The organism is Shewanella indica, assembly GCF_002836975.1.
In the GTDB taxonomy this organism is placed as follows: domain Bacteria; phylum Pseudomonadota; class Gammaproteobacteria; order Enterobacterales; family Shewanellaceae; genus Shewanella; species Shewanella indica.
This window is the reverse complement of the sequence record NZ_NIJK01000047.1, coordinates 29,707-43,049: the sequence shown is the minus strand read 5'-3', so window position 1 is coordinate 43,049 and position 13,343 is coordinate 29,707. Positions and strand designations below refer to the sequence as shown.

General features: G+C 53.3%; 11 protein-coding genes. 9 read left to right on the top strand and 2 right to left on the bottom strand.

Going from position 1 to position 13,343, the window contains the following annotated elements; translation table 11 throughout:
* Positions 1-40: 40 nt before the first annotated feature.
* From CX650_RS15955 to CX650_RS15945, 3 genes are all read left to right on the top strand, one after another.
* Entirely contained in the window at positions 41-358 is a 318-nt protein-coding gene (locus CX650_RS15955) for a hypothetical protein (protein WP_039033261.1), read from the top strand.
* 375 nt (positions 359-733) lie between these two features.
* Complete coding sequence (locus CX650_RS15950; protein WP_039033262.1) at positions 734-1,732, top strand: ABC transporter substrate-binding protein; 999 nt, start codon at positions 734-736, stop codon at positions 1,730-1,732.
* A complete protein-coding gene (locus tag CX650_RS15945) occupies positions 1,729-3,054 on the top strand; it encodes a GGDEF domain-containing protein (RefSeq protein WP_071476060.1) in 1,326 nt (441 codons plus the stop codon). Before CX650_RS15950 ends, CX650_RS15945 begins: the two co-directional genes overlap by 4 nt.
* Positions 3,055-3,080: 26 nt before the next feature.
* On the opposite strand, the gene msrQ is transcribed toward CX650_RS15945, so the two are convergent.
* The gene (msrQ, locus tag CX650_RS15940; protein WP_101096388.1) at positions 3,081-3,695 is read right to left on the bottom strand and encodes a protein-methionine-sulfoxide reductase heme-binding subunit MsrQ; all 615 of its coding nucleotides are present in this window, start codon (positions 3,693-3,695) and stop codon (positions 3,081-3,083) included.
* Positions 3,692-4,687: a protein-methionine-sulfoxide reductase catalytic subunit MsrP gene (gene msrP / locus CX650_RS15935; protein ID WP_101096387.1), complete on the bottom strand. Its 996-nt coding sequence runs from the start codon at positions 4,685-4,687 to the stop codon at positions 3,692-3,694. The genes msrQ and msrP overlap by 4 nt, the downstream gene beginning before the upstream one ends.
* Positions 4,688-4,967: 280 nt before the next feature.
* Between msrP and rmuC the strand changes: the two genes are divergently transcribed.
* The 6 genes from rmuC to CX650_RS15905 all read left to right on the top strand — a co-directional run bounded on the left by rmuC (position 4,968) and on the right by CX650_RS15905 (position 13,309).
* Positions 4,968-6,464, top strand: a complete 1,497-nt coding sequence (gene rmuC / locus CX650_RS15930) for a DNA recombination protein RmuC (protein ID WP_039033265.1) — start codon at positions 4,968-4,970, stop codon at positions 6,462-6,464.
* A gap of 44 nt (positions 6,465-6,508) precedes the next feature.
* Positions 6,509-8,458: a transglycosylase SLT domain-containing protein gene (locus CX650_RS15925; protein ID WP_101096386.1), complete on the top strand. Its 1,950-nt coding sequence runs from the start codon at positions 6,509-6,511 to the stop codon at positions 8,456-8,458.
* Positions 8,459-8,628: 170 nt separating this feature from the next.
* Entirely contained in the window at positions 8,629-9,345 is a 717-nt protein-coding gene (locus tag CX650_RS15920) for an EAL domain-containing protein (protein ID WP_039033267.1), read from the top strand.
* 13 nt (positions 9,346-9,358) lie between these two features.
* The gene (locus tag CX650_RS15915; protein ID WP_039033268.1) at positions 9,359-10,261 is read left to right on the top strand and encodes an AAA family ATPase; all 903 of its coding nucleotides are present in this window, start codon (positions 9,359-9,361) and stop codon (positions 10,259-10,261) included.
* Positions 10,149-11,249, top strand: a complete 1,101-nt coding sequence (locus CX650_RS15910) for a DUF58 domain-containing protein (protein WP_229799922.1) — start codon at positions 10,149-10,151, stop codon at positions 11,247-11,249. Before CX650_RS15915 ends, CX650_RS15910 begins: the two co-directional genes overlap by 113 nt.
* Positions 11,246-13,309, top strand: a complete 2,064-nt coding sequence (locus CX650_RS15905; RefSeq protein WP_101096385.1) for a transglutaminase TgpA family protein — start codon at positions 11,246-11,248, stop codon at positions 13,307-13,309. Before CX650_RS15910 ends, CX650_RS15905 begins: the two co-directional genes overlap by 4 nt.
* Positions 13,310-13,343 lie beyond the last annotated feature (34 nt).

Genomic DNA, 13,343 nt, shown 5'->3' with positions numbered 1-13,343 from the left:
TCCCCCCTTTCGGGCAAAACTTCGTTTTAAGTGAACATACATGACAAAAGATCTCGATTTGCAGAGTGCTATTGCGGCACTCGATGCATATGGATATGAAAAAAAACACTCAACGGATCTTGAGCAAGCCAGAAACAAACAGCAGATGACCCGCTATTTGAAGTCTTTGGACTTTAGCCTTAGGCGTCTGAAGCTTCTTCAGGAAGCGGTCAATGAATTGGTTGAAGATACGCAAAACAACTTGCATAAACAGGAGCAAGTACAAACCTTTAAGACCAAGGTCATCAATTTATCCCGCGAACTCAACATGTCCTATGATGAAGTATTGGTCTATATGGCCAATCAGGGTAGTAAGTAAGGATGTGAGTTTAATATCGATTACAATATTGTTCGATATACCAGAGTTGTTCGATATCAGAGAGGCGCAGACAATATCTGTGCCTCTCTTTTTATGGGACAAGGATGTGCGTTATCAACCCAAATAATATTTCACAACTTATTTCACTTTTTGAATTCCATCGCGTTATTGTTCGCTTACTACACTTAACCAAAGAAATAACTGTCTTCCGCGATCGGTTTCACTTTCCAACCGAATACCACAAATAATCCCATGAAAAATATGAGCCTTTTTATAGCACGCCCTTCTGTTTGCACTACACTTAAGAAAGTTGAAATCACCTGATTGAACAAAACCAGGGCTTCAGACTATGACGAATGGAGGACAGCAATAACCATGGGAAAAATGCTAGTGCCTTTGGCTCTATTGCTATTCTTGTTTATCTGGCTCAGCATACCCAGACAGCCAAACTCCCCAATTTTGCTCAACCAGACTCCGGTTCGCATCGCCGTATCCACCTCACTGCTTTCAGCTCCTGTCATTATTGCCGACAAGCTCGAACTCTTTGCCCGCGAAGGCGTCTATGTAGTGCTGCAACCACTTCAAGGAGGCGATCTTTGCTTCGAAGCTCTGCTCAATAACAGGGCTGATCTGGCCACCAGCTCTGAATCCGTAGTGATGTTTAATAGCTTCAAGCGAACCGACTTCACCGTGCTGGCAAGCTTTGCCGAATCGGATAACGACATCAAACTGTTAACCCTACATAAGAGCGGTATCACCACTCCGACCCAGCTGGATGGTAAGCGCGTTGGCATCGTCGCCGGCAGCGCCAGCGAGTATTTTCTTGATACCATACTCAACATAGCCGGACACCCGTCCTTGGCGCCGGTTCGGGTGGATATCCGCCCGTCTGCTTTGGCGTCGGCGCTGCTTGCAGGCGATGTGGATGCAATTTCGGTTTGGGAGCCATACGGATTTCAGCTATTGCAACATCAACCAGGCAAGATAAACGAATTTCCCAGTCGCGGTTTGTATAGCCTGTCTTTTAATCTCATCAGTCGTAAGGGCGACAATCAGACGCACTACGAACACCATGTTCGGATCCTTAAGGCGCTGAAACTCGCCAGTGAATTTATCGTCCTGCATCCACAGGAAGCCCGTCAGTTGGTTGCCGAATATCTGCACCTACCCACTGAAGAAGTCGTCGCTCTATGGCCGGACTATCTGTTTCGTCTGTCATTGGGTAATAGCCTGCTCAGTAATCTGCAATCACAGGCTCGCTGGGCCATGACCAGCGGCACCATAGAAGCCCAGCAGTTGCCCGACTTCAGAAATGTTATCGCTCCCAAAGCACTGGATCAGATACAACATATGTCATTGGTGGAACAGAGATGAAATTATCCAGCCGCCTCAGCATTCTGGTCATTCTCTGCATCACCCTGACACTGGTACTGGCGCTGTCACTGTTGCAACAACGTCATTTCTCCCAGCAGACGTTTCAACAGATGCACAAACTGGTTGAACTGCAACTACACCTGGATCTGCTCAGGTCCAACTTATGGCTGCTGCAACAATACCGGGACACCCAAGCTGTGGAAAACACCCAAAGGGATCTGCTGCGCCTAAACGCCCTCTTGACTACCACTCAGGTCGATGATGAACAGCAACAACAGCTATTGGCTAACCTCAAACGCCAAAGCAACAACATCAGCACCCTATTGGAGCATTCTCTGCCCAAGCTGTCTCTGATAGCAGATGATCAGTTGGTCAGTAGTATGTTGCTGTCAAGATACAATATGAGCATTCAATCCATGAGCGAAGATCTGTTTCGCTTTCAACATCACACTATGGACAGAGCCCGTGTGCTGCAGCTCAGCCATCTCTATCTCAACGGTGCCCTGCTGCTGGCCATTGCCCTGTTGGTGACAGGCTTTACCCTGCATACTCTGAGACGTTTTCGGCGCCATTTGGGCAGTTTAAAACGCGGCATACGCGATCTGGCCAAGGGCGATCTTCATAGCCGTATCAGGCTGGAACAACAAGATGAACTCTCTGAACTGGCCCATGAATTCAACAATATGAAACAGGCATTGATGGAAGCAACCGAACGAAAAGAGCAATTGCAATTAGAGGTAGAAGTGCAAACCCAGCAGTTGCAACTACAGCAAGACAGGTTACGATATCTGGCAGATCATGACGATCTCACCGGCGCGCTCAATCGCGGCGCCGCCACCACTGAACTGGAACACGCCATAGTACGTTGCCAACGTCAACAGCTTAAGGCTGCGTTGCTATTCATTGATCTGGATAAATTCAAACCCATCAACGACAATTTTGGCCACAGCGCCGGTGACGCAGTGCTGGTGGAAATTGCCAAAAGGCTGAAGGAGACATTAAGACGCTCGGATTTGGTGGCCCGTATCGGCGGCGATGAATTTATCATCTGGCTGGAGCCGATAAATAGCCGCGAAGAAGTCTGTGCCGTGTTGGAAAAGATTCATGCCTTGGGTGCCGATATCCCCTGGCAAGGGCAACAACTTCAGGTTGGCCTGAGTACCGGCATCAGTCTCTATCCCGAACATGGCGACACCCTGGCCGAACTCATCGGCGCTGCCGACAGTGCCATGTATCAGGCCAAGCAGGCACAACCTCAGGCTTCCATGGAACTGGCACTAAAGAAGCGCTACAGCTTTGCCTCACCCAGTGCCGATGCCTGACTTGCCCGGCCACACACGCCTGAACTTCAAACTGTCGGCCAGAGGCGCCTAAACCAGTTGAATCTCGGCAGTCTTATCGCCAACAACAGCAACATGGCAGCAAGGTAAAGACTGGGCTCAATGATTTCAGACTTCACCGACCAGTAATAATGCACAGGTACCAACAAGGCTATGGCATAAATACTGTAATGCAGTTGCTGCCAGCGCCGCCCCATACGGCGCTGCAATGCCTTGAACGAGGTCAGCGCCAGCGCAGCAAGCAACAACCAGGCGCTGGCCCCCACCAAAATATAGGGACGCTTGATAATTTCACTAAATAGCAGCTCCCAGGCAAACAGCAGATCCAGGCTGAAATAGCTGAGAATATGCAAGCAGGCCCAGGCAAATATCCAGAGTCCGAGCAAACGCCGAGTCTGCATCAACAACCCCAATTTGAATTTTCTGGCAACTGGCGATACCAACAAAGTGGCCACCAAAGCATTGAGCGCCCCCTTGCCGGTGAAATGGATAATATATTGCACAGGATCGCCACCGGCCCTGTCTGTCACCACTTGCAGGACCAAATAAAGCAGGGGCAAACCGGCGGCCAGATGCAGCAACGCCTTTAACCAAGGCAGTTGCTTGGGAGCTAGACGCATCAATAGTATTTCCTTAAATCCAGATCCCGGTACAGATGCGCGACCTGCTCACCATAGCCGTTGAACATCTGGGTCGGGATCCGTTTGGCAGAGAAGATCCCGCCTTCGGCAATCCGCCGCTCTGTCGCCTGTGACCAACGAGGGTGATCCACTCCTGGGTTCACATTGGCATAAAAACCGTATTCATGGGGTGCCAGTTGATTCCAACTGGTCGGCGGCTGTTTGTCCAAAAGCCTAATTTTCACGATAGATTTAATGCTCTTGAAACCATATTTCCAGGGCACCACCAAACGCACAGGAGCCCCATTTTGCGGCGGCAGCGTCTTGCCATAGAGGCCGACCGACAGGAAGCTCAACTCGTTCATCGCCTCATCGAGTCTTAATCCCTCCACATAGGGATAATGAATGCCGCCGCCCATCAAGCGATTGCGTTGCCCCGGCATCTGCTCGGGATCAAAAAGGGTTTCAAAGGCCACATGAGTCGCAGAGGATTTGACTCCGGCCCTGGCCAGCAAAGCCGCCAGCGGAAAGCCAACCCAGGGGATCACCATGGACCAGGCCTCGACACAGCGCAAACGATAGTGGCGCTCCTCCAGGGGAAGCAACTTGAGCAGGTCGTCATAATCCAGCGTTAAGGGGCGCTCGACCTCGCCTTCGATTTTAAGCACCCAGGGATTGACCTTGAGGCTCTGACTATTTTCGAAGGGATCTTGTTTGCCGGTGCCAAACTCGTAAAAGTTGTTATGGCGGATCACCTTGTCAAGGGGTGTCAGGCTCCCAGGTAATTGAAAGTCCGGGTTGCTGTGATAATTGAGATTTGAGGTGACAAATGCCTCGCTCTCACGCTTGTCACCGAAAAGGTCAAACAAGCCGGCCTGAACATGGCCGGGAATACTGGCACCTATAACGCCGAGCCCCAACGCCTTGACTATGTTGCGCCGATCGCGAAATACGGCTTCCGGCGTGACTTCAGTTGCCGGCAACTCCCAGGGCATTTGCCTGCCAATCCCTAGTTTAAATTTTTTATTGCTCACAGTGACCTCTCAATAGCTGCAGTCAATTCAGTTTATAAGACCCAGGCAGGCAAAGAAAAATTTCCTGCTGGAATAATTCCTGCAACTCCATTGGCTGAACCTTAACTGACAAGAGGTACAAAATGGGCAACTCTTAGCCATTTATCCTGAGTCTACACGTCCTAGCCCTTGAAGGCCCTGACTCATTCTGCGACTCTATTCGGGTTTTCCGCTCCTCTTTTTTGCACTCAAGGGACATGATATGGACTTGGCCACTACAATTTCCGCGCCTCAACTCATTGCCGCCGCGGCCCTATTACTGCTGGGTATCTTGCTTGGCGCCCTCTTTAATCAGCGCATGACCCGCGGCCGCTGGCAACAGATCAAAGACCAGTTAGTGCTGCAACATGAACAAAGATGCAGCGAACTCAACGAACAACTTGGCAGCAGCCAGGAAAAAGCCGAATGGCTGGTGTCCCAGCTCGGTAAAGCAGAAGCCATTGCCGAGCGGGTGCCCGACCTTGAACAGCAACTCAAGGATGCTCAGCGCAAGCAATTGGAAACTCAGTTAAACCTGTCAAAGTCCAATGCCATGCAGCAGACAATCAGCGCTCGCTTCGACGCCGAGCAACAGGCGCTCAACGATAAAATCGAACTGCTTGAGCGCAGTGAAGCCCGCTTAAAAGAGCAGTTTGAAAATCTCGCCAACAAGATTTTTGAAGACAGAAGTGAAAGACTAAAATCCCAAAACCTATCGCAGCTCGATGGTGTTCTCGGACCACTGAAACAACAACTTGAAGGTTTCAGAAGGCAAATTCATGAATCCTACTCACAGGAGCAGAGTGAACGTTCATCATTGAAACACCAACTGGAAGATCTCAAGCAACTCAACCTGCGCATGAGTCAGGATGCGGTCAATCTCACCAAGGCGCTCAAGGGCGACAACAAACAGCAAGGCAACTGGGGCGAAGTGATCCTGGAGCGGGTACTGCAGGAAAGTGGTCTCAGACAAGGACATGAGTATGACGTGCAGCAGGATCTGAAAAATGATGCCGGCAAGCGCTTTAAACCCGATGTCATAGTCCATCTGCCGGCCAATAAGGATGTGGTAATAGATGCCAAAATGTCACTGCTGGCCTATGAGCGCTACTACAATGCCGAAACCGATGAAGAGCGCTCCCTGGCGCTGCGTGAACATATCAACTCTATTCGCGGCCATATCAAAGGCCTGAGCCAAAAGGACTACCAGCAACTGCACGGCATCAAGAGCCTGGATTATGTATTGATGTTTATTCCGGTGGAACCCGCCTTCCTGCTGGCACTGGAACAAGAGCCGCAGCTGGTGAATTTCGCGCTCGAAAACAACATCATGCTCGTCAGCCCAACCAATCTTTTGGTAGCACTGCGCACCATCAATAACATCTGGCGCTACGAATACCAAAACCAACACGCCCAAAGGATCGCCAAGCAAGCCGGTAAAATTTACGATAAACTCTGTGGCTATCTGGAAGATATGGACAAACTCGGGCGCGCGCTGGACAATGCAGAGAAGTGTTTCAACGGCGCCATGAATAAACTGGCTACCGGCAGGGGTAACCTTGTCCGCCAGGCTCACCAGATGCAACAGTTGGGCGTTGAAACCAGTAAACAACTGGATAAACAATTACTTGAAAAGGCGATGACAGAAACGCCCTTGCCAATAGGCAAGGAGGTTAATGCCATAGAAAATACAGAGAAGGACGGCGAACTAACCTCCTGAATTCAGCCTCTCAAGTGAAACAGGCCATCAACAAGGAGTTTTAGATGCGCAAAGCCTTGACCCGAATAGCCCTCGCCGGCAGCGTTGCCTTGAGTGCAGTGACAATATCCACCCCTTGGATACTGTTTCCCGGGATAAGCCATGCGGCCAAGGCGCCTACCTCTTTGGAACAACAACGCCAAAATTACCTAAAGGCCAGAGAGGCGCTGGATAAAGGCCAACTTGACGAGTATCGCAAGCTCAGGGCCCAACTCAAGGATTACCCGCTCAATATCTATCTGGATTTTCACGCCGAACTGGATGACATAATGGCGCTTGCAGGCCCAGAGGCACAAAAGGCAATAGACAAATTTGAGCATTCGCCCCTGCATGGCAGCGCTCGTCACAGGTATCTGCTGCGAGCCGGCGGCGACAAACGCTGGCAGGATTTTCTGGCCATTTCCCCGGAACTGCCCAGAGCCACTGAGCTGCAATGTTACTTTTACCGGGCCCAGCTTGGCCAAGGGAATAAACAGCTAGCCTGGGACGGTGCCCGTCAACTCTGGCTCTATGGTCGCTCCCGTCCCAAGGAGTGCGATCCCCTGTTCAATGCCTGGAGCAAGGCCGGGCACCGCACTCAAGAGTTGATCTGGTCGCGGATGATGCTGGCCTTTGACGCCGGACAAAGCGGTCTGCTGCAGTATCTGGGACGCAAAGTTACCCAACATCAGAATCAGGCCAAAATGCTGCAGGCGGTCTATAAAGATCCCAACCGCCTCAGGCACATGAATCAGTTTGATGGCGATGCCCCCATCTACAGTGATATCGTTTCTGCCGGACTAAAGCGCCTGGCCCGTAGAGATCTGCGTCAGGCGGTGCGTTTGTACGTCAAGTATGAAAAGGCCGGCAGATTCAGCGACTTCCAGGGGCGGCAACTAAACCGTTATCTGGTCAGGCGAGCGCTTATCGTCGAGGACGAGGGGCTGAGAGATCATATCGACACCATGCTGCCGCTGCTCAAGGCTGACGATCTGACCGAGCGCCGTTTGCGCTGGGCGATTGCCGAGCAAAATGATGCCGATATCCGCCGTTTTCTCCCCTTACTTAGCGATCAAGGCCGCAACGATGCGCGCTGGCGCTACTGGCACCTGAGGGTCAATGGCCGGGACGATGCTATGCTCGAAGCACTCAGCCAAGAGCGCAATTTTTATGGTTTCTGGGCCGCAGCCGAGTTAGGCCTAGCCCCCAACCTGGCACATGTGCCGACTCAACCCCAGGCGCAAATGCAGGCAAGACTCGCTGATGACAAGGCGCTTGCCCGGGTATCTGAGCTGCTGGCACTGGATAAACTGGTCGATGCCCGCATCGAATGGAGCCAAATGCTCGCCCGCCACAACAAGCAGATGCGCGCCCAGTACGGCGTCTACGCTCAGCAGCAAGGTTGGGACGCGCTGGCGGTTGAAGCCAGTATTCAGGCCCGGCTATGGAATGATATGGAGATGCGCTTTCCCTATGCAGCAGACCCTTTCTTTACCCGGGCAGGCAAAGACTTCAAGGTCAATGTCAATGAAATTCGGGCTATTTCCCGCCGCGAAAGCGCCTTCTACCCTTATGCGACTTCGTCAGTGGGCGCCAGAGGCCTGATGCAGCTGATGCCGGCCACCGCCAAGCAAACCGCAAAAGAGTTCAAACTGGCGTTCAACGGCAGTCGCAGTCTGTACGACCCGGCCATCAATGTGCCACTCGGTAGCGCCTACTACACCAAGCTGCTGGAACAGTTTGACAACAACCGGGTGCTGGCCGTTGCCGCTTACAATGCTGGCCCCCACAGGGTAAAGCGTTGGTTGAAGCAGAGCGATGGCAAACTGGATGTGATGAGCTTTATCGAAACCATCCCCTTCAGTGAAACCCGCTCCTATGTGCAGGCCGTATTCACCTACCGGCAGATTTATGAGCTGCGTCAACAGCAAGCTCTGCCACAGTTCAGTGAAACAGAACTGGGCCGCCGCTATTGAGGCGGCGGTGAATTGGCACTGAGTCAAATTCCCAACACTTTGATATTAAAGAGCTTGTTCCTAGACGTATTTTTCAGCGCTCGATGCTTTAATGGGGTAAATTGACTTGTTATCTTGACACCATAATGGGAATAATTAGCATTCATTTAGCTAACTCCGTTGATAACTGCATGGATCTTTCCCCTCCGCGACACATTGCCTGTGAATATCAGCCGCTTGTCTGTCCCCGAACTTTGGCCATTCAGGGTTATGAAGCCCTGGCCCGCTTTTACGATCACCAAGGCGCCTCCTTGGCACCTAATCTGGTATTCGACTGGCTGCATAAAGACAGCCGTGCTCTGGCAGCGGTAGAGTTGCAGGCCAAACTATTGCAACTCAGTCAAGCGCCCAAGACCCCCAGACTCAACGTCAACCTGGATCCTCACGCGCTGGACAGCGCCAATTGTCAATGCATGATGCAAGCGCTGGATAAGTATCAGCAGCAAACCGGAGGCTTAACTGTGGAGCTGATAGAAAACACCTGTGTCAACGATGCCGACAAGGCACAAACATTACTCAAAGAGCTGCACCGGCGCGGAATTACCGTAGCCCTTGATGATGTCGGCGCACCCCATGCCATGGTATCACTGCAACTGCTGACCGCCGTAGACTGCATCAAGCTCGACCGTCACTGGCTCAGTGCCATCCAGGTACCACTCATGGCTAAGCTTCTGGAAAACTTGCTTAATTTTGCCAAGTCCTGCCAAAAAATAACTATACTCGAAGGAATCGAAACCGAGCAGCAGCTGTCTCAGGCACTGGCGTTGGATGTGGATTTGGTGCAAGGTTTCTACTTCAGACCTCAGTTCATCCAAACCGAGCCGGAACTGATTTCAGTGACCATCTAACAAGGAAGCCAATGTGTCCAGGAGCCAGATAATCCAGGTACTGCAGCAACTCGAGCAAGTTTTGATAGGCAAGCCCAGGGTAATACGGCTGGCGCTGGCCTGCATTCTGGCTCGCGGCCACCTGCTGATTGAAGATCTACCGGGTATGGGCAAAACCAGTTTGTCCCATGCACTGGCGCAAACCTTAGGCCTGAGTTATCAGCGGGTACAGTTTACCAGCGACATGCTGCCGGCGGATATTCTCGGGGTTTCCATCTTTGATAAGCAGCAATCTGAGTTTGTATTCCACCCTGGCCCTATCTTCAAACAGATGGTGCTGGCCGACGAAATCAACCGTGCCAGCCCCAAAACCCAGAGTGCCTTACTCGAGGCGATGGCAGAGCGACAGATCACAATCGATGGTATAACCCACAGACTGCCGCATCCTTTTTTCGTGGTCGCCACCCAGAACCCCACCGATCAATCAGGCACCTTTCCACTGCCGGAATCCCAGCTGGACCGCTTTATGATGCGCCTCTCCATTGGTTATCCCAGCCAGGATGCCGAGTTGGCCATGCTCAAAGGACAGGAACGCAACCAACCCCTGCCCCAGTGTTTGAGCGCGCTCGAGCTGGATCAACTGCAGCAGGAGTGCGAACAGGTGGCGGCTTCCGATGCCCTGCTTAACTATATTCTGGCACTGGTGGAAGCTTCCCGCAGCCAAAACGAAGGCTATGGCCTTTCCCCCAGAGCCACCAAGGCGCTGCTGGCGGCAGCCAAAGCCTGGGCCTGTATCCAGGGGCGTCAATATCTGGTGCCCGAAGATGTGCAAGCTGTGTTTGGCGCCGTTGCCGAGCACCGCCTGCGACATTCGAGCCAACTTCAGGGCGAGCAGTTATCGACCAGGTTACTCGGCACCATCAATCCCATTCGGTGACGGCGAGATGGCCTCTGTGACCGCCCTGTTCTCTGCCCGGCTCAACCGCTGGTTGTCACGGCGTATTCCCGCCGCCAAAGAGCAACGTTTGAGTCACAGAAGCATCTTTATTCTTCCCAGCGGCTTCGGCGTTATCTGGCTGGCGCTGGTGCTACTGCTGTTTCTGTTCGGCACCAACTATCAAAACAACCTGGTGATAGGCCTGGCCATAGTATTGGCCAGCGTGTTTCACACCTGCATCATTCACAGTTACCGCAACTTAGCGGGACTGAGACTCAGTGCCCGTAAGCCTCCCCAAGCCTACGCCGGCGACAGTCTCTCCTTCCCTGTGACCGTCAGCGCCGACAGAAGCCTGTTTCGGCTCGGTTTCAGCTACCCGGGAGAGCGGCAAGTCTTTGTCTCCCGTGTCGATAACCAGGAGCAGACGGCTCTGGTGCCCATGCAGCCAAGGCCCAGGGGCCTATGGCATCCAGGTAGGCTCAAGGTGGAGTCATGCTACCCTCTGGGGCTCTGCCGTGCCTGGTCTCATCTGGATCTCGACACCCGTCAATGGGTGTTTCCAACGCCCGTGGTCAGCACGCCTAAACTGGGGCGCAGTGAACACGCCCCCGGATCCCAAGACAGTGGCGAGTGGCTCAGCGGCGTCGATGAATACGCCGGGCTTAAAAGCTATGTCCCAGGCGAATCGCTCAAACAGGTGGCCTGGAAACAGTGGGCTCAGGGCCGAGGCATGCTCAGCAAGGAGTTTGCCGAGCCTCAGGGGCCGCCTTTGTGGCTGGAGCTTGATAGCAAATTAACCGGCGATGAGTTGGAACAGCGCCTGGGTGAGCTGAGCTATCAGGTCAATCAATTGGCCCATTCCGGCCAAACCTGGGGGCTTAAGTTAGCGGGCAGAACCATAGCGCCTTCTCAAGGCGAAGCTCAGCGTCAGGAGTGCCTCAAAGCCCTGGCACTCTATCCGGCCAAGGCTGAAGGTACCGGCCGATGAAAGCCGCTCGCTTGCAAACCGCGCTCAAGGAGTCCTCGGAGGAGATCATCGCCCGCCGCACCTTGCTTTGGCTGCTGTTCACCAATCTGGCAGTGCTGGCGCCGCTTGCAGGCAAAATCACCTTGGGAACCCTGGGGATCTGCGCCATCTGTTTTGTCTGGCGCTTGGGGATCTATCTTGGCAAGGTCGCCAGGCCCCCCAGAGTGCTGGTGACTGTGCTGGCCATTGCTGCGGCGCTGACGCTGGCGCTGGTGAGTCGCGAACTTGGCCTGCTCAATGCCTTGGTCAACTTATTGATCCTCGGCTATTCCCTTAAATATATCGAAATGCGCAGTCGCCGCGATGTCAAAGCCGTGGTACTAGTGGGCTACTTTCTTATCGCCCTCACCTTTATCGACCATCAGCAGATGCTCAACGCCCTGCAACTCTCGCTGGTGGCGGCGCTCAACACCTGCGTGTTGGCAAGCCTCTACCACGAACAGGCCTCGTTCAATCGCCAGATCAAGCTAACCCTGGTGCTGCTGGCACAGAGTCTGCCGCTGGCGCTGCTGCTTTTTGTGGTGCTGCCGCGTTTCAGTCCGCTTTGGATGGTGCCGCAGATGAAAAGCAGTACCACAGGGCTGTCCGATGAACTTAGCTTTGGAGATATCTCGCGCCTGACCAAGTCCAACGAGCTGGCATTTCGCGCCAGTTTCAAGGGCCAGATACCGGCTCCCGAAGACAGGTATTGGCGCGCACTGGTATTGGAGGAATATGACGGCAAACGCTGGCAGCAGTCGCGGGGGATAAAGGCGCTGCAGCAAGACAGCTTTATCATAAATCGCCGCCCCGAACCCGGCGTCCCCAAAGGGCCTTTTATCGATTACAGCATCATAGCCGAGCCGAGCGGCCAGCATTGGCTGTTCGGCTTGGATCTCGCCTACAGCATGGATCCGCGCCTGGTGAATCTGCCGGACTTTCGCCTCTATGCCATAAGGCCGGTAGAACAAAGGTTGCAATACCGGGTGATGAGCTATCCGGATGCCCCCCTGGATAACCGCTTGAGAGCGCCACTGCGGCAGCTCAACCTGAATCTCCCCGATGAAATCAACCCCCGCAGCCGCAAACTTGCCGCCGATTTTGCCCGCCGTTACCCGCAAACCGAGCAGCGCTTGACGGCCATGATGCAGTATTTCAACAGTCAGCCCTTTTTCTACACCCTGACACCCCCGCCGGTGGGGCCGCAGCAACTGGACGACTTTTTGTTTGAAAATCGCGCCGGTTTCTGCGTTCACTACGCCTCGGCATTCACCTTCATGGCCAGAGCCACCGGCTTGCCCGCCCGCATTGTCACCGGTTATCAGGGCGGCGAATACAACCCGCAGGCCGGTTACCTCAGCGTGTATCAATATATGGCCCACGCCTGGAGTGAGGTCTATCTCGAAGGCAAAGGCTGGGTACGTTACGACCCCACCGCCATGATAGCGCCCGAACGAATTGAGCAGGGTTTCGACTCCCTGTTCAGCCCGGAAGAAAGCTACCTTTCCGACCGTTCTTTTGCCGGGGTGCGGGCCAGCAACTGGTACAACAGCCTGAGACTCAGGCTCGCCAGCCTGGATTACTACTGGAGCGTCTGGGTGCTGGGTTTTGACAACGAGCGCCAGCAAGAAGTGCTCTCCAAACTGCTGGGAGAAGTGAGTATCGGCCGTCTGGCAACCTTGGTACTCGCGGTAATGGCTCTCACCTTTATCGTCATTTTGTTCACTACTGGCCTGCTGCGGCTTAAAAGAGGCCCGGACAGCATCAACCGTCACTATCTCAAGGTATGCCGCCAGGCTGCCAGGCTCGGGCTGCCAAGGCCAGCCTCTCTGGGGCCTATGGATTACGCCGCGGCGCTGGCCGCACGCTGGCCGGCGCTGACAGAGGAGATCGAGAGCTGGACCTCACTCTATATTCAGCTCAAGTATCAAGGCGCTTCCAAGGAGTCGGCGAGACTTAAACGCCGCTTTATCCGTCAGTCCCGCGCTTTGTGGTTCAAACTGCTGAAACAAGATTTGCAACCCGATAAATCAAGCACCTAGAATAGAGCACCAAAGCAATAAACGGCCCAAAGCC